Source organism: Streptomyces blattellae (genome assembly GCF_009709555.1).
In the GTDB taxonomy this organism is placed as follows: Bacteria; Actinomycetota; Actinomycetes; order Streptomycetales; family Streptomycetaceae; genus Streptomyces; species Streptomyces blattellae.
The window spans coordinates 124403-147239 of the sequence record NZ_WJBG01000111.1 but is presented as its reverse complement, the minus strand read 5'-3'; the positions used below and the strand labels follow the sequence as shown (position 1 = coordinate 147239).

At 70.8% G+C, this 22837-nt stretch carries 13 protein-coding genes and 2 pseudogenes; 9 read left to right on the top strand and 6 right to left on the bottom strand.

The features are described 5' to 3' along the window. The first annotated feature begins 375 nt into the window (after window positions 1–375). On the top strand, window positions 376–1101 hold the full coding sequence (locus tag GFH49_RS04930; RefSeq protein ID WP_155054508.1) for an MIP/aquaporin family protein: 726 nt from the start codon (window positions 376–378) through the stop codon (window positions 1099–1101). Window positions 1102–1123: 22 nt separating this feature from the next. Then, the gene (gene glpK, locus GFH49_RS04925; protein WP_155054507.1) at window positions 1124–2632 is read left to right on the top strand and encodes a glycerol kinase GlpK; all 1509 of its coding nucleotides are present in this window, start codon (window positions 1124–1126) and stop codon (window positions 2630–2632) included. 56 nt (window positions 2633–2688) lie between these two features. Here glpK and GFH49_RS04920 read toward each other — a convergent pair whose 3' ends face one another. Beyond that, window positions 2689–3294 carry a GTP-binding protein gene (locus tag GFH49_RS04920; RefSeq protein ID WP_155054506.1) on the bottom strand — a complete coding sequence of 202 codons (606 nt, stop codon included), beginning with the start codon at window positions 3292–3294 and terminating at the stop codon, window positions 2689–2691. Beyond that, on the bottom strand, window positions 3275–6916 hold the full coding sequence (locus GFH49_RS04915) for a hydantoinase B/oxoprolinase family protein (RefSeq protein WP_155054505.1): 3642 nt from the start codon (window positions 6914–6916) through the stop codon (window positions 3275–3277). The genes GFH49_RS04920 and GFH49_RS04915 overlap by 20 nt, the downstream gene beginning before the upstream one ends. Before the next feature lie 327 nt (window positions 6917–7243). On the opposite strand from GFH49_RS04915, the gene GFH49_RS04910 reads away from it, so the two are divergent. The 3 genes and pseudogenes from GFH49_RS04910 to GFH49_RS04900 all read left to right on the top strand — a co-directional run bounded on the left by GFH49_RS04910 (window position 7244) and on the right by GFH49_RS04900 (window position 9317). After that, entirely contained in the window at window positions 7244–8062 is an 819-nt protein-coding gene (locus GFH49_RS04910) for an IclR family transcriptional regulator (RefSeq protein ID WP_230396164.1), read from the top strand. A gap of 428 nt (window positions 8063–8490) precedes the next feature. After that, window positions 8491–8838, top strand: a pseudogene (locus GFH49_RS04905) (L-carnitine dehydrogenase); the annotation flags it as partial. Beyond that, the gene (locus tag GFH49_RS04900; RefSeq protein ID WP_155054504.1) at window positions 8835–9317 is read left to right on the top strand and encodes a thioesterase family protein; all 483 of its coding nucleotides are present in this window, start codon (window positions 8835–8837) and stop codon (window positions 9315–9317) included. The pseudogene GFH49_RS04905 and the gene GFH49_RS04900, both read left to right, overlap by 4 nt. Here the strand turns inward: GFH49_RS04900 and GFH49_RS04895 are convergent. Genes GFH49_RS04895 through GFH49_RS04885 form a run of 3 tightly spaced genes read right to left on the bottom strand, consistent with a single transcriptional unit; the run spans window position 9295 to window position 13016 of the window. Next, on the bottom strand, window positions 9295–9690 hold the full coding sequence (locus GFH49_RS04895) for a DUF742 domain-containing protein (RefSeq protein WP_155054503.1): 396 nt from the start codon (window positions 9688–9690) through the stop codon (window positions 9295–9297). The genes GFH49_RS04900 and GFH49_RS04895 overlap by 23 nt on opposite strands. Window positions 9691–9699: 9 nt before the next feature. Continuing rightward, on the bottom strand, window positions 9700–10137 hold the full coding sequence (locus GFH49_RS04890; RefSeq protein WP_155054502.1) for a roadblock/LC7 domain-containing protein: 438 nt from the start codon (window positions 10135–10137) through the stop codon (window positions 9700–9702). Then, entirely contained in the window at window positions 10134–13016 is a 2883-nt protein-coding gene (locus GFH49_RS04885; protein WP_155054501.1) for a nitrate- and nitrite sensing domain-containing protein, read from the bottom strand. The genes GFH49_RS04890 and GFH49_RS04885 overlap by 4 nt, the downstream gene beginning before the upstream one ends. 416 nt (window positions 13017–13432) lie before the next feature. Here GFH49_RS04885 and GFH49_RS04880 point away from each other — a divergent pair, with 416 nt between their 5' ends. The 4 genes and pseudogenes from GFH49_RS04880 to GFH49_RS04865 all read left to right on the top strand — a co-directional run bounded on the left by GFH49_RS04880 (window position 13433) and on the right by GFH49_RS04865 (window position 17702). Further along, window positions 13433–13963: a hypothetical protein gene (locus GFH49_RS04880; RefSeq protein ID WP_155054500.1), complete on the top strand. Its 531-nt coding sequence runs from the start codon at window positions 13433–13435 to the stop codon at window positions 13961–13963. Window positions 13964–14384: 421 nt separating this feature from the next. After that, window positions 14385–14582, top strand: a pseudogene (locus tag GFH49_RS04875) (SRPBCC family protein); the annotation flags it as partial. A 1-nt stretch (window position 14583) separates the two neighbouring features. Then, a complete protein-coding gene (locus GFH49_RS04870) occupies window positions 14584–16050 on the top strand; it encodes an aldehyde dehydrogenase family protein (protein ID WP_155054499.1) in 1467 nt (488 codons plus the stop codon). Between the two features lie 92 nt (window positions 16051–16142). Next, window positions 16143–17702 (top strand): APC family permease, encoded by a 1560-nt coding sequence (locus GFH49_RS04865; protein WP_155054498.1) that lies wholly within the window; start codon window positions 16143–16145, stop codon window positions 17700–17702. A 92-nt stretch (window positions 17703–17794) separates the two neighbouring features. On the opposite strand, the gene GFH49_RS04860 is transcribed toward GFH49_RS04865, so the two are convergent. Beyond that, window positions 17795–22828: a hypothetical protein gene (locus tag GFH49_RS04860; protein ID WP_155054497.1), complete on the bottom strand. Its 5034-nt coding sequence runs from the start codon at window positions 22826–22828 to the stop codon at window positions 17795–17797. Between the last annotated feature and the right edge of the window lie 9 nt (window positions 22829–22837).

Sequence of the window (22837 nt, the reverse complement as noted above, 5' to 3'; positions counted from 1 at the left end):
TGGCGCAGGGCGAACTAGGAGTGCGCGGTGGTGGAGCCGGGGAGGGGCTGAGGGCACGTCGGATCCGGTCGTGCTTCCCACCGAGCCTTTCAACCATTGCCGTCGACGACCTTGACGCTCTCTGAGTGCCGGTGAAAACTTCCCGGTGTCAGCCGACATCGCCGTACATTCTCGGCGTATCCACGCACTGCGCCGCGCGGGGCCCGCCTGAGCCAAGGGCCGCTCCCCCACGGGCGATTCGGCTGCGACGGCACGCTCGTCACGGACGCCGGACGGGGCGCGGGACCTTCCCTGCCTTCGGCCGTCCGCCAAGGGAACCGCACCCTGCACGGAGGACCGGGGCCGATCGTCCCGGGCCAGGGCCTAGGAGCCGCCATGAGCGATGGAGACATATTCGTCGGCGAAGTCATCGGTACCGCGATCCTGATTCTTTTCGGCGCCGGAGTGGTCGCCGCTGTCGTACTGAACTACTCCAAGGCCAAGGACGCCGGCTGGGTCGTCATCGCCTTCGGCTGGGGCTTCGGCGTGCTGGCCGGGGCGTACACCGCCGCGCCGCTGTCCGGCGGGCACCTCAACCCCGCCGTGACCCTCGGGATCGCCATCGACACCGGCAACTGGGACAAGGTCCACCTCTATGTCGCCGGGCAGATGGTGGGCGCCTTCCTCGGCGCGATTCTGTGCTGGCTCGTCTATTTCGCGCAGTTCCAGGCCAACAGCGAGGAGGACAAGGCGCAGCCGACGCTCGGGATCTTCTCCACGGCGCCCGCGATCCGCCATCCCGTGGCGAACCTCATCACCGAGATCATCGCGACGGTCGGTCTGGTGCTGCCCATCCTGGCCTTCGGTTTGACCAAGGGGCTCGGCGAGTCCGGTACCGCGATTCTGATCGTCTCGTTCCTGGTGGTCGGCATCGGTCTGTCGCTCGGCGGTCCCACCGGGTACGCCATCAACCCGGCCCGTGACCTGGGCCCGCGCATCGCCCACGCGCTGCTCCCGATCCCCAACAAGGGCACCTCGGACTGGGGTTACGCGTGGATTCCGGTAGTGGGTCCGCTGATCGGCGGGGCGCTGGCCGGGGTGATCTTCAACGCAGCGTTCTGAAGGATCCGACGAAGGGGACGTCATGACGGACAAGTTCGTCGCCGCAATCGACCAGGGCACCACGTCGAGCCGCTGCATCATCTTCAACCAGGACGGCGCGATCGTCGCCGTCGACCAGCGTGAGCATCGCCAGATCTTCCCCAAGCCCGGCTGGGTGGAGCACGACGCCACCGAGATCTGGTCCAAGGTGCAGGCGGTGGTCGCCGGGGCGATCGCCAAGGCCGGGCTGCGTGCCGACCAGCTCAGCGCGCTCGGCATCACCAACCAGCGGGAGACCACGGTCCTGTGGGACCGGGCGACGGGCAAGCCCGTGCACAACGCCATCGTCTGGCAGGACACGCGCACCGCCGCTCTGTGCAACCAACTCGGCGGCTCGGACGGGCAGGACCGTTTCCGCGAACAGACCGGGCTGCCGCTGGCCAGCTACTTCTCCGGGCCTAAGGCGGCCTGGCTGCTGGACAACGTGCCGGGGCTGCGCGCGCGGGCCGAACACGGCGAGATCGCCTTCGGGACCATCGACTCCTGGCTCATCTGGAACCTCACCGGCGGCACCGACGGAGGGCACCACGTCACCGACGTCACCAACGCCGGACGCACCATGCTGATGAACCTCCAAACGCTCCAGTGGGACCGGTCGATCCTCTCCGCGATGAACGTGCCCGAGGCCGTGCTGCCCGAGATCAAGTCGTCCGCCGAGGTGTACGGAACCGCCGTCGGGCAGCTCTCCGGCGTCCCCGTCGCCTCCGCGCTGGGCGACCAGCAGGCAGCGGTGTTCGGCCAGGCCTGCTACGACGTCGGCACCGCGAAGAACACCTATGGCACCGGCAGCTTCCTGCTGCTCAACACCGGCAACAGGCCGGTGCCGTCGAAGAGCGGCCTGCTGACGACGATGGGCTACAAGATCGGCAGTGAGGCGCCCGTCTACTGCCTGGAGGGGTCCATCGCGATAACGGGCGCGCTCGTGCAGTGGTTCCGCGACCAGCTCGGCATCATCCGTACCGCCGACGAGATCGAGTCCCTGGCGGCGAGCGTCGACGACAACGGGGGCGCGTACATCGTGCCCGCGTTCTCCGGCCTGTTCGCTCCGTACTGGCGCTCCGACGCGCGCGGAGTCGTCACCGGGCTCACCCGGTACGTCACGAAGGCACACCTCGCGCGCGCGGTGCTGGAGGCGACGAGCTGGCAGACGCGGGAGGTCGTGGACGCCATGTTCCAGGACTCAGGGGTACACATCACGACCCTGAAGGTGGACGGCGGCATGACCAAGAACAACCTGCTGATGCAGCACCAGGCGGATGTGCTCGGGGTGCCCGTGATCCGGCCCAAGGTCTCCGAGACGACCTGCCTGGGCGCCGCGTACGCGGCCGGGCTCGCCACCGGGGTGTGGAACGACCTCGACGAACTCAAGGCGCACTGGCAGCGGGACGTCGAGTGGACACCGGCGATGGAGTCCTCCGTACGGGACCGTGAGTACCACAACTGGCGCAAGGCCGTGGAGAAGAGCTTCGGCTGGCTGGAGGAGGAGAGTTAGACACATGAACTACGGCCCGTACCCCGGTCGGTGGGGGTACGGGCCACGCGCGCGTGTCAGGTGGTGACGGTCTGGCGGCGCTCCGCCGCGTACGCCATGGCGTGCTCGACCACGCCGATGAGGACCTCTTTGACCGACTCCCGGTCCCGGGCGTCGGTCAGGAGCAGCGGTACATGGCTGTCGAGGTCGAGTGCCTGGCGTACGTCGTCCACCGGATAACGGGCGGCTCCCTCGAAGCAGTTGACGCCGACGACGAAGGGTATGGAGCGCCGCTCGAAGTAGTCGACGGCGGCGAAGGAGTCCTCCAGGCGCCGGGTGTCGGCGAGGACGACGGCACCGAGCGCGCCCTCGGAGAGCTCGTCCCACATGAACCAGAACCGCTCCTGACCGGGCGTGCCGAAGAGATACAGGACCAGGTCCTCGCGCAACGTGATGCGCCCGAAGTCCATCGCGACGGTGGTGGTGTGCTTGCCTTCCACGCCACTCGTGTCGTCGACCGGGCGCCCGGCCTCGGTGAGCAGTTCCTCGGTGCGCAGCGGCCTGATCTCGCTGACCGCGCCGACAAGGGTGGTCTTGCCCACGCCGAATCCGCCGGCCACCAGGATCTTGAGCGTGACGGGCTCGACCGGAAGCTTGCCGCGCTCAGAACGCCCGAAGATCATCGGTCTCTTCTCCTGCTTGATGGGGGTCGGGGGACGGCGGTCCGTAACCACCGCCACCTGGAGTTTCGACGACGAGTACGTCGCCGGGGACGACGTCCGTCGCATCGCTTGCGCCCAGTGCGCTGACCGTACCGTCCGCGCGCTCGACACGGTTGGCGCCCAGTGCGCCCGGTTCGCCGCCCGCCATGCCGTACGGCGGGACCCTGCGGTGCTGGGAGAGAGTGGAGACGGTCATCAGCTCGTGGAACCGGATACGGCGCACGGCTCCGTCACCGCCGCGCCAGCGTCCGGCGCCGCCGCTGCCGCGCCGGACGGCGAACTCCTCGATGTGGACCGGCAGTCGCCACTCCAGGACTTCCGGGTCGGTGAGCCGTGAGTTGGTCATATGGGTCTGCACGACGGGCGTGCCCGGAAAGCCCTCGCCCGCGCCGGATCCGGAGGCGACGGTCTCGTAGTACTGGTGCCGTTCGTTGCCGAAGGTCACGTTGTTCATCGTGCCGGAGCCTTCGGCCTGGACGCCGAGTGCGGCATAGAGCGCGCCGGTGATCGCCTGCGAGGTCTCCACGTTGCCGGCGACCACGGCGGCGGGCGGCTCTGGGGCGAGCATCGAGCCGGACGGGACCACGATGTCGAGGGGGCGCAGACAGCCGTCGTTGAGGGGGATGTCGTCGGCGACCAAGGTGCGGAAGACGTAGAGCACTGCCGCGTTGACGACCGCGAGGGGGGCGTTGAAGTTGGAGGCCAGCTGGGATGAGGTCCCCGTGAAGTCGACCGTCGCGGAGCGGTTTTCGCGGTCGACGCGCACGCTGACCCGGATGACGGCGCCTGAGTCGGTCTCGTAGGCGTACGCGCCGTCGTCCAGCGCGTCGATGACGCGGCGCACGGCTTCCTCCGCGTTGTCCTGCACGTGCCGCATGTACGCCTGGACGACGTCGAGGCCGAAGTTCTCGATCATGCGGGCGACTTCGTCGACGCCCTTCTGGTTGGCGGCGATCTGGGCGCGCAGGTCGGCGAGATTGGTCTTCGGGTTGCGGGAGGGATAGCGCGCCTCGGTGAGGAGGCGCAGCGTCTCCGCCTCGCGGAAGCGGCCCGCTTCGGCAAGCAGCCAGTTGTCGAAGAGGATCCCCTCCTCTTCGATGGTGCGGCTGTTGGCCGGCATGGAACCGGGCGCGATGCCGCCGATCTCGGCGTGGTGGCCGCGGGAGGCGACGTAGAAGAGGATCCGGTTACGTTCCGTGTCCTCGGTGTCGAAGACCGGGGTGATCACGGTGACGTCGGGGAGGTGGGTGCCGCCGTGGTACGGGTCGTTGACGGCGTAGGTGTCGCCGGGGCACATCCCGGAGCCGCGCCGCCGGATGACCTCCTTGACGCTGGTGCCCATCGAGCCCAGGTGGACGGGGATGTGCGGGGCGTTGGCCACCAGGTTTCCGTCCGGGTCGAAGAGGGCGCAGGAGAAGTCCAGGCGCTCCTTGATGTTGACGGACTGGGCGGTGGACTCCAGCCGGGCACCCATCTGTTCGGCGATGGACATAAAGAGGTTGTTGAAGACCTCCAGCAGAACGGGATCAGCCTTTGTGCCGAGATCGGAACTCTGCGTAATCGCCGCGCGTTCCATGACCAGATGCCCGTCGTCGGTCGTCGCGGCCCGCCAGCCGTCATCGACGACGGTCGTCGCACTGGCTTCGGTGATGATCGCGGGGCCGGTGACGGTTTCGCCGGGGGGCAGATCCTCGCGGCGGTGGAGGGGTACGTCGCGCCAGGCGCCGCCCGTGTGGAGGCGGACGGTGTCCGGCACGGCGGATCGGCCGTCAGGGGCGGCTGCGAACGGGGCGAGAGCGGAGAGATCGGGGGGTTCGGTGATGCCGGTGGCTTCCACGGAGAGGGCTTCGACGACGACCGGGCGGTCGAGCGTGAAGGAGTACGTGGCGCGATGACGTTCTTCGAAGGCGTGCCGCATGGTGTCGGGCTCGGTGAGCTCGACGGTGAGGGTGGTGTCGGTGCCGTCGTAGCGGAGCTGGGCACGTCGGGTGATCCGGATGCGGTCCTCGGGAATGTCCTCGGCGAGGAGTTCGGCGCGGGCGGCGCTCTCCAGGTCGTCGGCGGTCTTGAGGACGGCTGGCATCGAGGCGGGCTCCAAGGGTGCCTCGACGGACTGCTCGCGCATGGCGGTGGTGTCGGCGAGCCCGATGCCGAGCGCGGAGAGCACACCGGCCATGGGCGGCACGAGGACGGTGCGGATGCCGAGCGAGTCGGCGACCATGCACGCGTGCTGGCCTCCCGCACCACCGAAGGTGGTGAGGGCGTAGCGGGTGACGTCGTGGCCCTTCTGGACGGAGATCCGCTTGACCGCGTTGGCGATGTTGGCGACGGCGATCTGCAGGTAGCCTTCGGCGACCTGCTCCGGTGTGCGGTCGTCGCCGGTCTGCTCCCGGATCTCACGGGCGAGGGCGGCGAACCGGTCGCGGACGAGCGCGTCGTCCAGGGGCTGATCGCCGTCGGGGCCGAACACCTTGGGGAAATGGGCGGGTTGGATGCGGCCGAGCATGACATTGGCGTCGGTCACGGCAAGCGGGCCGCCACCCCGGTAGCAGGCAGGCCCCGGGTCCGCTCCCGCCGAGTCCGGCCCTACGCGGTAGCGGGAACCGTCGAAGTGGAGGACCGAGCCGCCGCCGGCCGCGACGGTGTGGATGTCCAGCATGGGAGCGCGCAGCCGGACTCCGGCGATCTGCGTGCTGAAGACGCGTTCGTACTCGCCCGCGAAGTGCGAGACGTCCGTGGATGTGCCGCCCATGTCGAAGCCGATGACCTGGTCGAAGCCGGCCAGTTGCGACATGCGGGCCATGCCGACGATGCCGCCGGCGGGCCCGGACAGGATGGCGTCCTTCCCGCGGAACTGCCCGGCTTCCGCGAGCCCGCCGTTGGACTGCATGAACATCAGCCGCACGCCTTCGAGTTCGTCGGCGACATGCTGGACGTAGCGCCGCAGCACGGGCGACAGGTAGGCGTCGACGACGGCGGTGTCCCCGCGCGGGACGAGCTTCATCAGCGGGCTGACCTCGCTGGACAGCGAGATCTGCGGGAAGCCGATACGGGTGGCCAGCTCGCCGGCGGCCTGTTCGTGGGCGGGGTGGAGGTGACTGTGCATGCAGACCACCGCCACGGCCCGGATCCCGTCGTCGTACGCCTCCTGGAGAGGCACGGCCAGGGCGTCCAGGTCGGGCGCGCGCAGGACGGTGCCGTCGGCGGCGATGCGCTCGTCGACCTCGACGACCCGCTCATAGAGCAGTTCGGGGAGTTCGATACGGCGGGCGAAGATGCGAGGACGGTTCTGGTAAGCGATCCGGAGGGCGTCGCGGAAGCCACGGGTGATGACCAGGAGGGTGCGCTCGCCCTTGCGTTCCAGGAGGGCGTTCGTGGCGACGGTCGTCCCCATCCGGACAGCCTCGACAGGGGCGTGGGAGCCGTCCAGCAGTTCGCGTACGCCGGCGACTGCCGCATCGGCATAGCGCGCGGGGTTGTCGGAAAGGAGCTTGTGGGTGAGGAGCCGGCCGTCGGGGCGTCGCGCGACGATGTCCGTGAAGGTGCCGCCTCGGTCGACCCAGAACTGCCAGCCCGTCGTCACGTGTGTCTCCCCGATCGCGCTGCTCGGAACCCCGTCGGCAGCCCGGTTGCGAACGAGTTGCCGAGGGTCGTCGACGATCAGTCAGATCATATCGGGAGGGCCGCGTCCGTGCTCTGTCCGCAGCGGGCGGCGCCTCTCGGCGAAGCCTCGCGGTTCCGCCTTGGCGTCCTGGTGAGTTCGAATGCCCGCAGCCGAATGAGAGGCGTTGGGGACAACGGTGAATGTCGTTCGCATTACGCGATGACGGCACGGATAGTGCGAATATGGGGAGCGATAGTCACGTAAGTGAAGGGGCCGATCCCACCAGCCGTCAAGGAGCCCGGGAAGATGCGAATGCCGGACCCCCGGCGAACCCCTGGCGACAGCGAGTCCGCCCCGGCCGTCGAGGCGGGCGGATCGTCGGGCAGGGTCCAATCCCTGGAACGGGCGATCGCGCTGCTCCAGGCGACCGCAGACAGTGCGCCGGGCGGCGACACGGCCTCGAACCTGGCGGCGCAGTGCGGGCTCAACCGGGCCACGGCATGGCGGCTGCTGTCCACGCTGGAGCGGTACGGCCTGGTGGAGCGCGACCCCGTCGGCAATCGGTACACCATCGGTTTCGCAGTCGCTCGGATGGCATCGGCGGCGGGCTTCGACGGGCTGATCCGGCGCGCACACGGCACGCTTCGCCGGGTCAGCGAGCAGACCGGAGAGACCGCCAACCTCGCCGTCGTACAGCAGCTCGGGCTGACGTACATCGACGAAGTGACCCCGCCGGTGGTCCTGAGCGCCAAGTGGCTGGGACGGCAGGTGCCGCTGCACGCCACGTCCACGGGCAAGGCGCTGCTGGCCTGGTTGCCGAAGGAGGAAGCGGAGTCGCTGCTCGCAGAGCCGCTGACCGCGTTCACCGGCACGACCGTCACCGACCGGGGGCGGTTGTGGGAGGAGTTCGCGCGGACGCGGGAGCGCGGATACAGCGTCTGCGCGGGTGAGACGGAGCGGAATCTGCACGGGGTGTCCGCGCCGGTGCTCGGCAGCCGCGGCGAGCCGTTCGCCGTGGTCGGCATCTGGGGGCCGCAGGACCGGGTGACCGAGGCGCGGTTCGCGGACCTGGGGGCGCTGGCGCGGGCGGCGGCGGAGGAGATCGCGGCGGCTGCTCGGACGTAGGACGTAGGTACGTAGGGCGGCTGAGGAACTGGGGAGCTGAGGGCAGCTGAGGGACTTAGGTGTGGAGGACCGCTGAGGTTCGGCGCTCTTGACGTGCCGCCGCACCGCAGCGCATGTTCGTAGTCCGCGATGAAGGCTCACAATGCGAGCACTCCGGCGGTTCATTGCTTCATCTCAGCCCAGTGGGAGACCCGCAGCTCAGACCCGGTGGGAGACCAGCGGCTCAGAGAGGAACCAGCGCGATCATGAACCAGGACGTCATCATCACCTGCGCCGCCGAGACCGGTGCCGCCGCCGTGCACGTCCATGCCCGCGCCCCGGAGACCGGCGTGCCCTCCCACGACTCGCGAGGTTGTCGAGCGCATCAAGGCGACCGGGACGGACCCGTCGGTTGCCTCGAACGGCTGCCGCATGTCGAGGAGTTGCTGCTGAACATGGTGTCCAACGGCGAGGCGACGGCGCGCGAGACAGACCTGTCCGTCACCGAAAGGCCGGGCCGGCGCTGGGCGGTGATGGGCCCGATGCCCGCCTTCGCACTCACGGGCGGCGAGGGCGGCATGGCCCATATGCTCGACCACTTCGGACCGTCCCTGAAGTCCCCGTGGACCCGCTTGGAGGCACCTGGGCTGGACACGGCTCTCCACGGCGCGGTGGTGGCCGGCTGCGACGACGTCGCAGAGCACCGTACGATCGCCGATCTCGTCGGCGAACAGGACCGGGGCGTCATGGACGTCCTGCGCGCCACCCGCCGTCTGCCCGGGACCGGTGCCGAGTGAGCCTGCCACTGTTCCGGGAGACCGCGCGCCCCGAGTGGATCGACTACAACGGGCATCTGAGCGAGGCGTACTACGTCCTCGTCTTCGGCTTCGCGACGGACGAGCTGATGGAGCGTACAGGTCTGGACGCCGCGTACCGCGAGCGCACCTGCTGCTCGCTCTACACGGCCGAGTCACACGTCCGCTACCTGCGGGAGGTATTGGAGGGCTCCCAACTCGCCGTCCACACGCGCGTGCTGGGCGCAGCCGGGAAGAAGGCGCGGTTCACACATGAGATGTACGTCGTCGAAGGGCCGCGAGCGGAGCCCGACCCGGTCGCAACGATTGAGCTGCTGATGCTGCACGTAGATCAGGGGGCGGGCCGCGACGTGCCGTTCCCGCCCGAGATCCGCGAGCGCCTCGCGGCGCTCGCGGAGGAGCCGCCCGGATGGGCGGGCCGGTCGATCGGACCGGTGGTCACAGGGCCCGGAGCCCGTTGATCACATCACGCAGCACGCTCTCGTCCGGCAGCTCCGCGGGCGGTACCGGGCGATTCACGTGGACGAGTTCCTCGTCCACGAGGTCACCGATGAGGACGCGTACGACGCCGATGGGCAGGTCGAGTTCGGAGGCCAGCTCGGCGACCGACTGCGGCGCGTCACGGCACAGGCCGACGATGTCCACATGCTCCGGAGACAGCGCCTGGTCGGCTTCCGAGTCGTCCGCGTGGGGTTCCGTGACGACCACCGCGATCAGGTCCAGGCGGTGCTGGCCCGCATGGCTGGTGCGGCCGCGTGTCATGGCGTACGGACGGACGACCGGTCCGGCCTCGTCGTCGAACCAGTGGCTTCTTCCCTGACCGTCTCCGCTCATGTCATCCCACTACCCGCCCGCAGGCAGATCTGTACGTGGAGCGGCACCCAGATGTACGCCGACCCGCTTCACGAGGAGCGTCATCTCGTAGGCGACCTGACCGACGTCGGAGTCCGCGTCCGAGAGGACGGCGAGGCAGCTGCCGTCGCCGGCGGCCGTCACGAACAGGAAGGCCTCGTCCAGCTCGACGACCGTCTGCCGGACGCTGCCCGCCTCGAAGTGCCGGCCCACCCCCTTGGCGAGGCTGTGGAAGCCGGAGGCGACGGCGGCCAGATGCTCGCTGTCCTCCCGGGTCAGGTCCTTGGACGCCCCCGTCGCAAGGCCGTCGCCGGAGAGCACGACGGCCTTGCGGATGCTCGCGACGCGGTCCACCAGGTCGTCCAAGAGCCAGTTCAGCTCGCCTGTCCTGCCTGTGTCGCCGTGGCCGGTCACCTTCGGTGCGGTCATCGACCGTCCCCCTTAGTCGTTCGTTGTGGTGCTGTGCCGCTGGGGCCATTGTCGCCCGCGGCGTTCTCTTGACGGCCGCGCTGCCAGCCGCGCTGGAGCGAGGCCATACGGCTGCGTACCTCGTCGGCGTCCCGTTCAGCGGGCTCCGCCCGCTGCTCGGTGCGCTGCTCGGCAGAGATTTTGAGCTGCGGGGCCAAGTTGGCCTGGCGGACGCGGCGGGGCAGGGGCGCCGTGCCCGAGCCGGCGGTCTGCGCCGCGTGGCCGTCCCGACCGGGCTCGTGTCCGGCGCCCACGCGGATTTCCGGTCTGCGCTCGTGTCTGGTCTCCGGACCGGTTTCCAGCCGGCCTTCGCCTCGACTCTGCGGACCGGACTCCAGCCGGCCTTCGTGACGGCTCTGCGGACCGGTTTCCAGCCAGCCTTCGCGACGACTCTCCGGACCGGATTCCAGCCTGCCCTCGTGCCGGGTCTCCGGTCCGGATTCCGGTTGCGACTGGTGTCTGGCCTCTTGTGCCGCCGACGCGATGGCGGCACGCCGTGTGCGCTTCGGGAGGGCGGGGGGCGAGTCTGCGGAGTCCTCGTCCTCGCGCCGGGGCCGCTGTTCCTCGGTGACCGGACGTCCGTGCGAGCTGACCAGCTTGGGGGCGCCGCGGCGGGGCAGCGGGACCGGCGTGCCCGGACGGTCGTCCGCACCGGGGTCGGCGGGATGGTGCTGTTCACCGGGGAGACCCGCCGAGGCGGGGCCGCGGGGCCGGAAGAGTCCCCCGCGTTCGCTGTCCTCGTCGCCGAAACCGCCCCGGAAGTCGTTCAGGGCGTCCAGGTCGACGGGGGCCTCAAGTTCGACCGGCCCGTCCAGGAGGACGGGCGGCAGACCGGGGAGCTGTACGGGCACCTGGGAGAGCGCGGCGCGGCGGCTCTCCTCCAGCTCGGCCTCCTTGGACGGACGGTCCCGGTCGAGGCGGAAGCCGAGGCCGTTGGTGTCCGGGACGTCGTCCGTCAGCAGCGCGTCGGGGATGAAGACGACCGCGGTGGTGCCGCCGTACGGGGAGGGCTGGAGGGAGACGCGTACGTTCTGCCGCTGGGCGAGCCGGCTGACCACGAACAGGCCCAGCCGGTCGGTGTCGGACAGCTCGAACTCGGGTGTCTCGGCGAGCCGGAGGTTGGCGTCCAGGAGCGCGTCGGCGGCCATGCCGAGGCCGCGGTCGTGGATCTCAAGGGTGAAGCCGTTGGCGACGCGTTCGCCGAGAACCTGGACGGCGGTGTGCGGCGGGGAGAACACCGTGGCGTTCTCCAGGAGTTCGGCGACGAGATGGGTGAGGTCCGCGACGGCCGGGCCAGTGACGGCGACCCGGGGCAGTCGGCGCACCTCGATACGCTCGTAGTCCTCCACCTCGGCGACTGCGGCGCGTACGACGTCCATGAGCTGGACGGGCTTGCGCCACTGCCGGGAGGGCGCGGCGCCGGACAGGATCACCAGGCCCTCGGCATGCCGGCGCATGCGGGTGGTGAGGTGGTCGAGCCGGAAGAGGTCGGCGAGTTCCTCGGTGTCCTCGGTCCTGCGCTCCATGGTGTCGAGCAGGGTGAGCTGCTTGTGCAGCAGTACCTGGCTGCGCCGGGCGAGGTTCACGAAGACCTCGGAGACCCCGGCACGCAGTTCGGCCTGTTTGACGGCGGCCTCGACGGCGGCTCGCTGCAGGGTGTTGAGGGCTTGACCGACCTCGCCGATCTCGTTCTTGTCGTACTCCAGGCGCGGGACCTCCGTCTCCACGTCGACCTGTTCGCCGACCGAGAGGCGGCGCATCACGCTGGGCAGGCGTACGCCGGACGCCTCATGCGCCTCCAGGCGCAGTTGCCGCAGGTCGCGGATGAGGGTGCGGCCGACGCGCACGGACAGGAAGAGCGAGAGGAGCAGCGCGATCAGGCCGAGGACGCCGGCGATGGCGGCCTGGGCGATGACGCCGATCGCGACCGGGCGCACCCGGTCCTGATAGCGGTCGTGCGCCTGGTCGTTGAGGGTGGCGAGTTCATCGAGCACATCGCCGGCGGCGGTGTCCCAGCTCTGTGCGGTGACGTCGCTGGGCGTGCCGGTGCCGGAGGAGGAGCCGACGGATTCTTCGGCCACGCGCAGCGGGGCGCTGGCGGCGTTCTTCCAGAAACGCTCGTAGCGGTCGCGCTCCGAGGAGGGCAGCAGCGGCAGGTTGACGTCGTACAACAGCGTGCGCTGGGCCACGAGGCCGGCGATGTCCCGGGACTCGCCGCGGGTGATCCTGCCGACGATCAGCGCGGACCCGAGGAGGGCGTCCTCGCGGGAGAGCAGTTCGCGGGCCCGGGCGAGGTTGACGAGGGCCCGGTACTGCTTGTCCAGGTCCACGTCGTCCACGACGTGGAGGTTGGTGAGCAGGACGTAGCAGGGGTCGACGAGCCGGTTGTAGAGGTTGAAGGCCTGGGCGCGGTTGACGGTGCCGTCCTCGACGCTGCGGCGCAGGGACCCGATGCCGTCGAGGGCGTCCAGGAGTGTGGTCAACCGCTCGCCCGTACGCTGCCCCAGCGCGTCGCGTACGTCGGCGTCCTGGGAGTTCTTGCGGATCTCGGCGACGGCCTCGTCGGTGGCGGTCCGGCTGCGGCGCAGCGCGGCGAGCCCGTCGGAGGCGCGCGGGTCGGCGAGATAGACGAGGGTCTGGCGGCGTTCCTGCTGGAGCACCCGGACGGTGTCCTCGGTCGGGTAGCCGATGTTCTCGACGACCTCCGACACGTTGAACAGCTGGCCCACCTCACGTCCGGTGAGTACCGTGGCGAAGCCCCAGATCGCCGTCAGGGACACCAGCGGCACGAGAAGCAGCGCCACGATCTTCCGGCGGATCGAGTTCCCGCGAAAGCGCATGGCCTCCCCCAGCACGACCCCCGCCGGCCGGGGGTACACATGTACGTCAACAAACGCCGCGAGCCTACTACTGACGCATGTGTAACTCGAAGAAGCGTCCGGAAGCTGAAGGTCCGCAACAGTGACGGGTCGTGGGGAGTTGTCCGGTCATTGCGGGAGATTGCCTCCCCCGTCCTGCGGTCGCCGTCGTGAACAATCCGGCCGTTTCCAGGGCCGGTTGGCCGGAATTTTACGTTCGTTGGGAATCTTCGAGGCGTGCCGTTCGTCCTTCTGTCAGGAATTGGGGGCGGAATCGGCCACAGGAGCCGCATCCCGCACCTGGGCGGCGTAAAACAGCGCAAGCCGGGCAGCCACTGGGGAGCCAGGTCTTCGGACACGGACGAGCGGTTCTGTCGGCGGTGGGGAGTGACACGGTGATGGGCACGGCTGAGCGGCGCGAGGCGCCCGGTGACGGTGTGGCGGCGCACGCGTCGGCGCAGCGGATCCCTGAGGCACGGGATCGCGACATTCCGGCAACCGGCAGCGAGACGGCGGACGAGCGGGACGCTCAGCCGTATTACCGGCCGTTGTGGGTGGAGGAGCCCGCGCAGCGCCGTCGGCTGCCGGATCCGGTGCGGACGGCGGCGGTGCGCGCGGTGCTCATCATCGCCGTGACACTGATCCAGGCGATGGTGGCCTTCCTGTGCACGCTGACCGGCTCGTGGCTGGCGTTCCCCATGATCCTCAGCAGCGTGGCCAGCACGGTGGTCGCCACCTGGGCCGCGCTGGATGTGTGGGTGACCCGCCAGGTGTGGAATCAGCGCGACGGCGTCGTGTCGATCCCGAGCAGCACCGCGCGGGCCCTGCGGCGCGAGCGGCGCCGGGCCCGGCGGCAGGCACGGACCACCGACCGCACCCAGGAGCAGATACGGAACCGCAGCGGCACCGGTCAGCTGTCCCACCCCTGAGCCTTCGCGGGCGGTGCCCGGTGCGAGCCGGAGTGGGGCAGCCGGGGGTCGGGTCCCCGTGTACGTGTTCCCGGCACGCCCGCTTGAAGGGCGTGTTCCCGGCACGCCCGTATGAAGGGGCGTGGTCGGTCCGCGGAAACCATCGCGCCCGTACGGCCGTCCCGCTCATGCGCCACCCGGAAGCCGCCCTCGGCCGGTGCACCGTCCGCGAGTTGACTTTCGGTCATCCGGACCCGGCCTCCGTCCTCACGACACCAGCGCCTTCGTCACGGAAACCGTCGCCCTCGACCAGAGGGAACAGGCGCCCGCCAAGACGCACCAGGGCGAGCTGCGTCGCTCGGTGGTGGTCCTGTGAGCAGCGCCCCGTCCTCACCGGCGCCACGGCCGCGAGGTGGCGGCCGAGCGGGAAGCTGATCGTCGAGAACTCGCCGAGTCGGGGGCGGACATGTCGACGTCAGTGGAGCTGTTCCGCCGGGTGAACGCGCGGGATTCTGCAGCGTGTGAACGGACACAGCCGGCGATGGCATCGCGGGCGTACCGGAAGGGTGGTGTGCTGGTTTCGAACGAGCACCGCTTCGGGATCTTCCACGAGTGGGTCCTTCATCAGCTGGGAGGCGGCCATGCCGGATCTGTTCATCGACGGCGAGTGGCGAAGCGCGGTCGACGAGGGCACGCGCGAGATCCGCTGTCCGGCGGACGGATCGCTCGTCGGGGTGGTGGACGAGGCCGGTGGCAAGGACACCGTCGAGGCGATCGCCGCCGCCCGCCGCGCCTTCGACGACGGACCCTGGCCGCACACCGCCCCCGACCAGCGCGGTGATCTGCTGCTGCGCGTCGCCGACCTGCTGCTGCGGGACAAGGACGCGCTCGCCCGCGCCGAATCGCTGGACACCGGGAAGCGGCTGGTCGAGAGCGCGTACGACATCGACGACATCGCCAACTGCTTCCGCTACTTCGGCCGTACGGCAGCGAGCGAGACGGGCCGGGTCGTCGACACGGGCACGGAGGGCGTGGACAGCCGGGTCGTGTACGAGCCGGTCGGCGTGTGCGCACTGATCACGCCCTGGAACTACCCGCTCCTCCAGACCGCCTGGAAGGTCGCGCCTGCCCTGGCGGCGGGCAACACCTTCATCCTCAAGCCCAGCGAGCTGACTCCACACACCGCCATTCACCTGATGCGGCTGCTGGAGGAGGCAGGCGTGCCCGCGGGCGTCGCCAACCTGATCCTGGGCGCCGGTCCCGAGGCGGGTGCCCCGCTGAGCGACCACCCGGACGTGGACCTCGTCTCCTTCACGGGCGGACTGCAGACCGGGCGCCGGCTCATGGCCGCCGCGGCCGGCACGGTGAAGAAGGTCGCCCTCGAACTGGGCGGCAAGAATCCCAACGTCGTCTTCGCGGACGCCGACTTCGACACGGCCGTCGACATGGCGTTGACCGCGGTGTTCCTGCACTCCGGGCAGGTCTGCTCGGCGGGCGCCCGGCTGCTGGTCGAGGACTCGCTGCACGACCGGTTCGTCGACGAGGTCGTACGGCGGGCGTCGGAAATCCGGCTCGGGGGACCGTTCGACGAGCGGGCGCAGACCGGGCCGCTGATCTCGCAGGCACACCGCACGAAGGTCGAGGCCTACGTCGCCAAGGGCCTGGAGGAGGGCGCGGTCCTGCGCTGCGGCGGCGCGCGCCCCGACGGCGCGGGCTTCGCCGACGGCTTCTACTACCTGCCCACCGTGCTCGACGAGCGCACGGCCGGCATGTCCGTCGTACAGGACGAGTCCTTCGGACCGGTCCTCACCGTCGAGCGTTTCAGCAGCGAGGACGAGGCGGTGCGGCTCGCCAACAACACGATCTACGGCCTGGCGGGGGCCGTCTGGACGAGTGACGAGGCCAGGGCGGCACGGGTCGCGGGGCGACTGCGGATCGGCACCGTCTGGATCAACGACTACCACCCCTACGTGCCCCAGGCGGAGTGGGGCGGATTCAAGCAGTCCGGCTTCGGCCGCGAGCTGGGGCCGGCGGGTCTGGCCGAGTACCGCGAGCCCAAGCACATCTGGCGCAACACCAATCCCGCTCCACAGGGGTGGTTCGCCTGACTCCCGGGTAACAGCAGGCTCGTCAACCGTCCCTGATCCAGGCACCCGCAAGAGCCGCTCTCCCCGTTCCCCTGCCCACCAGGAGTCCGCTCATGACCACAAGTCAGCAGCCGGCCGACCACCAGGACGACGCCGAACTGGCCGAGTTCGGCTACAAACCCGAACTCAAGCGCACGCTCGGCAACTTCCACACCTTCGCCGCCGGCATCAGCTACATCTCCATCCTGACCGGCACGTTCCAGCTGTTCTACTTCGGCTACGGCAGCGGCGGCCCCGCCTACTGGTGGTCGTGGCCGATGGTCTTCGTCGGCCAGTTCATGGTCGCCCTCTGCTTCGCCGAGCTGGCCGCCCGCTATCCCGTCGCGGGCTCCGTCTACAACTGGTCGAAGAAGATAGGCAACCCGCACCTGGGCTGGCTGGCGGGCTGGATGATGCTGATCGCCTCGATCGTGTCCATCGCGGCCGTGGCACTCGCCTATCAGCTGACGCTGCCGCAGATCTCCGATGTGTTCCAGATCGTCGGCGACGGCACGGGCAAGTACGACGTGGCGACCAACGCGGTCGTCCTGGCCACGGTGCTGATCCTGTTCACCACGCTGGTGAACGCCTTCGGCGTGAAGCTGATGGCCAACATCAACACGGCGGGCGTGTTCATCGAGCTGATCGCCACCGTCGTACTCATCGTCCTGTTCGCCGTGCACATCACCCGCGGGCCGCAGGTGGTCATGGAGACCAACGGCACGGGCGCGGGCTACGGTGCCGGCTACCTCGGCGCGTTCCTGGTGGCGTCGCTGGCGTCGGCGTATGTGATGTACGGCTTCGACACGGCCGCCTCGCTGGGCGAGGAGTCCCTGGACCCGACTCGCAACGCCCCGCGGGCGATCATCCGGGCGATCGTCGCGTCCTTCGTCCTCGGCGGCCTGATCCTGCTGCTGGCGCTGATGAGCGTCTCCAGCCTGCAGGGCGACCAGCTGTCCACGGACGGTCTGCAGTACGTCGTACTGGACGTGCTCGGGTCGACGGCCGGCAAGGCGATGCTGTGGTGCGTGCTGATCGCGGTCACCGTCTGCGCCCTGGCGGTGCACACGGCGGCGGTGCGGCTGGCGTTCGCCATGGCCCGCGACAACAACCTGCCCGCGTCCTCACGGCTGGCCAAGTGTCACCCGCGCTTCCAGACCCCGGTCCTGCCGACCGTGATCATCGGCATTCTGGCGCTGGCGATCCTGGTCGTGAACATCCGCCAGCCGCAGATCTTCACGGTCGTCACCAGCATCGGCATCATCATGATCTACCTCGCCTACCTGGGCGTCACCGCGCCGATGCTGGTGGCGCGGCTGCGCGGCAGGTGGCAGCCCGCGGGTGACGGCAAGTTCTCGCTGGGCCGCTGGGGGCTGCTCGTCAACATCGTCGCCGTGCTGTGGGGCCTGGGCATGACGATCAACCTGATCTGGCCGCGGGCCTCCGTCTACAACGCCACCGCCCCCTTCCACTGGTATCTCCAGTGGGGCGCCGTGCTCTTCGTCGGCGTGATCATGGGCGGCGGCTTCGCCTACTACTGGTTCATCCAGCGGCACAGGACCGGAGTGCTCGCCGAACACCGGCTGGACTCCGAACCGGCGACCGGTCCCCTCGCCGCCCCGGCGGCCGACTGAGATCCCGTACCCAGGACGATCTGGTGACGGTGGTCCGAGCAGCACGACGATGGTGATCGGCGAGACGTGTGCCGGCCTGTCGAGGACGCCCTTCAGGCCGAGGCGGCGGGCCGCTTGAACATCCGTGTCGCCGTGATCTCACTGTGCACCGTCTCTCCGGCCCGGGGCTCCTGCGGGAGCCCCGGCCGAAGGTGCTCCTCCACGCTGATGTACTTGAGCCCGGCTCGCAGATCCGCGTCGTTGCGCAGCCGGATGACCAGCGGGAACTCGGCGAGTGCCGTCGTGTCGAACAGGCCGGTGGTGTAAAGGAGCTGGACACCGAGCGCATCCGACACGGCGCGCTGAAGCTCCAGCAGATACGTGGCGTTGGCGCGTCCGATCGGGTTGTCCAGGAACAGGGTGCCCGCGTGCCGGTGCTTGTCACGACCCCGGTCGTTGCTTCTGAGCGCGGCCATCGTGCAGTACAGGGCGATGGCCGCAGTGAGCAGTTGTCCACCCGAGAACACGTCCCCCATCTGCCCCACCGGCACCCGCTCCGCACGAAGCACCGCGTCCGGCTTGAGGATCTCGACGGCCACACCCTTGGGCTGCAGCGCCGCCGCAACTCCCCGCAGCAGCAAGGACATCCCGTCCCGCCGCAGATCGGAGTTCTTCTTCACCGCGGCCCGCGTCGCCTCGTCGACGACCTCGCCGAGCCGCTCGGTGAGCGTGACCTGATCGGGCTCCTCGAAGCGGATCCGCAGGAACTCCTGCCCGGACCACTCCCCCAGCCCCTCGGGCAGCCGGGACAGCCGCTGGGCGGACCGCAGGGTCGCCAGCGCCGACTCGACCAGCCCGCGCAGCCGGTCCACGATCGAGTCCCGGTTCCGCTCCAACTGCGCCAGCTCATCGGTGAGCACCCGCAGTCGGGGCGCGAACGCGTCCGCCCACTTCTGCGCATGCTCGGGCAGCGCGGCCGCGGGCAGTTCCCGGATCTGCTGCCGCGCCGGCGTCCGTACCTGCTCGTACCGCGTGGAGTTGGCATGCCGTACGAGCACATCGCTCGCCTCGCGTACGGCGGACTCGGCGGCGGACAGGTCGGCGGCGCAGCCGCGCAGGGAGCGCCGTGCCTCGGCGCCGGACTGCCGCGCCTCGTCCAGGCTGCCGGGATACGGCTCCGGCTCCTCCTGCTCCTCGTCCGAGGTGTGCTCGCGCAGCAGGTCACGCAGCATCGCGGCGATCTCGTCGAAACCGCCGGCCGCGTCCTCCGCGGCCCGGTGATCGTCGAGGAGTTCGGCATGCGCCTCCCGGGACTGGCTCAACGCCTCGGCGCGAGAGGCGAGTTCGGCCGTGGCGGTCCGCAGCAGGGTCTGCGCGTGCTCGGCGTCCCGGGGCACCAGCTCCTCGGGCAGCTCGGTGTGCGCCTCGCCGTCCTCGGGCGCGTGCCGCTCTGCCTCGCCACGCAGCCGCCCGAGCTGTTCGCTCGCGCTCGACATCCTGGTCTCCAGGAGCTGCACCAGCTCCTCGGCACGGGCGGCGGCGGCCTGCCGGGAGGGCCCGTCGGAGCCGTCCGGGGACTGGAGCAGCTGCTCCGCGCGCGTGCGGACCTTGTTGCTGAGCCGGTCGAGTTCGGCCCGCGCCGCGCTCTCGTCGCTCTCCGCGCGGGCCTGCTCGGCGCGTAGATCGGCGCCGACCCCGACCTTCTCGTATACCTGCGAGGCGGCGCGATAGGCCTCGCGGAGGGCCGGAAGGGACGACGTCGCTTGCGTGTCGGCTTGCGGTACGTCGTCGGGGGCGCCCGCGATCTCGGCGCGCTCGGCACGCAGCGCACGGGCGGTGCGGCGGGCGTCGTCGGCGGCGCGCTGGGCGGCCCGCCGGTCCTCGTCGGCGGCGCGGGCGCGCTCCAGGCAGGCCTGGGCGCGGGCCTCCGACTCGGTGGCGTCGTCGGCGAGTTCGCGCAGTTTCACCTGCCAGCCGGACCGTTCACGCAGCCGGAAGGCGAGCCCGGCGAGGGCGTCGGCGGAGCGGCGGGCCCGCTGGGCGCCCTCCTGCCGCTCGTCCCGTACCCGCGTGGCCTCGGCGGCGGCTTCGTCGGCCTCCGCCCGGACGGCGCGCGCCTCGGCCAACCCGGCCTCGGCCTCCTCGGCGAAGGCGTGCGTCTCCCGGGCCGCCTGGGCCAGCTCGACCAGCCGTCCGGCCGGGCAGCCCGTACGCCAGGACGCGAGCCGCGCGGCAAGCTCCCGGTCCTTGCCGAGCCGTGCCGCGAGCGTCCGGATCTCCTCGTCCCGCTCGGCCGCCCGCGCCCGCAGCGCCTGCCGTTCCTCGTCGGCGGCGTGCTCGTCGTGCATGGCGGGGTTCGGCGGTACGAGGAAGACGTCGCCGCTGCTCGCGTCGGGGACCGGGGTCGGCGCGAGCAGGGCGGCCGCGGTACCGACCGCGACGGCGGACCGCGGCAGCAGGGCTGCCTCGCTCAGCGCCTCCCGTGCACGAGCGTGCGTGTCGGGGTCGGTGATGATCACTCCGTCGACCAGCTCCGGCCGGGCGGCCAGCACGCGCGCGTGATCGGCGGGATCGACGGCCTGCGCGAGATACCGCCACCCGGGCAGCGCAGGGATGCCGTGCTCACCGAGGAACTCCACGGTGGCCAGCACGTCGGGCCCGGGCGGCAACAGCCCTCCGTCACCGAGCGCGCCCAGGATCCGGGCGTCGTCCGCGGCAGCGGTCCGCAGTTCGAACAACTGCCGCTCGGCGGAGGAGACGGTGTCGTCGAGGAGGTGGCGGAGGTCGTCGGCGCAGCGGTCGAGTTCTTCGGGGGTGAGGAGGCCTAGGGTGAGGGGACGCGGTGACAGCAGGCTGCGGGAGCGCAGGTCGGCAGCGTCGCCGTCAGTCGCGCGCGCAGCCCCGTCATGCGGGCTACCGCCGGCGCCGGCAGACGCGTCACTGCCGGCACGGATATCACCGCCGACATCGGCCCCGGCACCACGACCCCGACCAGACACCCCACCACCGACCCGGGAATCCCCACCGACCCCGGACCCAGCACCACGACCCCGACCAGACACCCCACCACCGACCCGGGAATCCCCACCGACCCCGGACCCAGCACCAGGCCCCCGGCCAGACGCACCGCGCGCAACCCACGAAGCGCCGCCGACGCCTGCGTCGGCACCGTCGCCTTCACCGGACGCGCCGCTCCCGGTCCGCGCGGGCCCGCCAGTGCCGGCCGTGTCGGAGCGCTCACGCCCCGCCGGGCCTTCCTCGCCCGTCCGGGGCCCCGGCACCGCGCCCCTCGGCCCGGAGACGCCGGTCAGGCTCAGCAGCTCGGCCAGCCGTTCCTCCCCCGCGAGCCCCTCAGCGAGGCGGCGTTCCGCCTCATACGCCCGTGCCGCAGCAGTGGCCGCGTCCGCCGCGCGGGCCGCGGTGAGTTCCGCACGGGACTCGGCCGAAGCCGCTTCCCGGGCGTGCTCGGTGGCCCTGTGGGATGCCTCGCGCGCGGTGTCCCAGGCGGCGACCGCCGTCTTCTCGGCGTCGCTGGCGGCTAGCGCGGCCCGCGCGGGGTCGGCGTCGGGCGCGCTGTCGTCGAGCCAGCCCGCCCGTACGGCCTGAGCGGTCTCCTGCTCGACCTCGGCCAGCCGCTGCCGCAGATGCCCGGCCTCGCTGCGGGCGCGCTGGGCCTCCGTGGCGGCGGCGGTGGAGTCCCGGTAGGCGGACTCGCTGACCTCCTGGAGCGCGGCGGACCGCTCCTCCCCCTCGTTGGCCAGGACTTCGGCGCTGTCCGCGGCCGTGTGCAGTGCCCGTACGAGATCGACGGCGGCCTTGGCGCGCGCGGCCAGCGCTGGGGCCGCGTCGCGCTCGGCCTCCTGGATGGCGGCGGCGACGCGGGCGACCCGGTCGGCGGCGGCGCGGTGACGCAGCACGGCCTCGGCGGCCTGCCAGGCGGAGTGCAGGGTCCGCGCGTCGGCAAGCTCCCGCTTCAGCGCTGCCGCCGACTTCTCGGCGCCGGCGAGCGCCAACGAGGCGTGCCGGTAGGCGAGTTCGGCGGCGATCAGCGCGTTGCGCTCCCGTGCGCCCTCCGCGTGGGTCACGGCGCACGCTGCGTCGGTGACCCGCCGGGCGAGGTCGCCGGCGCGCAGCCGCTCCTGCGCACCACGCGCCGACAGCCGCCGGGCCAGGGTCCGGGTCCGCCGCTCGGCACCGGCATGGATGTCACGCGCGCGTACCCGCGCCTCGGCGGCCTCGACGATCCGCCCCAGCAGGTCGACCGACCCGGCGGTGAAGTCCCGTTCGGCGATCAGCTCGGCGCGTCGCCCCAGTTTGTTGCCGAAGCCGCCGACCAGGTCGGCGAGACCGTCGGTGTCCCGGGTGTCGGTCACCGCGCGCAGCAGCAGGTCGGTGAAGTCGGAGTCCTTCTTCACCGCGAACAGACCGGCGGCCTCACCCTCGTCGGCGTTCATCTCCCGCTGGTAGCGGAAGAGTTCGGGGTCGAGGCCGAGGTCGCCGAGATGCTCGATCCACCGGTCGTGGATCTCCTCCCAGTGCACCTCCAGATGCGGATACGCCTTGCCCGCCTCGGTGAGGGCGTCCCGGAAGCCCTTCATGGTGCGCCGCCGTCCCTGCGCACCGGACGTGCCCTCGACGGGTGGCCGTACCGCGGTGGACTCGGCGACGGGCAGATTGTCCAGGCTCAGCCCGGGCCCCGGCCGGAACGAGTACCAGGCCTCGGCGAACTTCCGCGGATCGTTGGAGACCTGCCGCCCGCGCCACTCGCTCACCTTGCCGACGACGACGCACTCGCCCGTCAGCACGTGCTGCCACTCCAGCGCCACATGCCCGCAGTCGTCGGCGAGCAGGAACTTGCGCAGCACACCTGAGCTGGCGCCACCCAGCGTGTTCCGGTGACCCGGCAGCATCACCGAGAAGATCAGCTTCAGCAGAACGGACTTGCCGCCGCCGTTCTCCAGGAAGAGCACACCGGCGGGCGCGGGCCGATGCGGCGGGCCGACGGGCTCCTCCTCGAAGAACTCCGCCTGCGTGGGCGCGGGGTCGGGCACGGGCTCCCCGACTCCCCGCAGGTCGAGCACGGTGTCGGCGTAGCGCGCACCGGCCGGACCGATGGAGTAGAGGCGGACCCGGGACAGCTCGTACATGGCGGACTC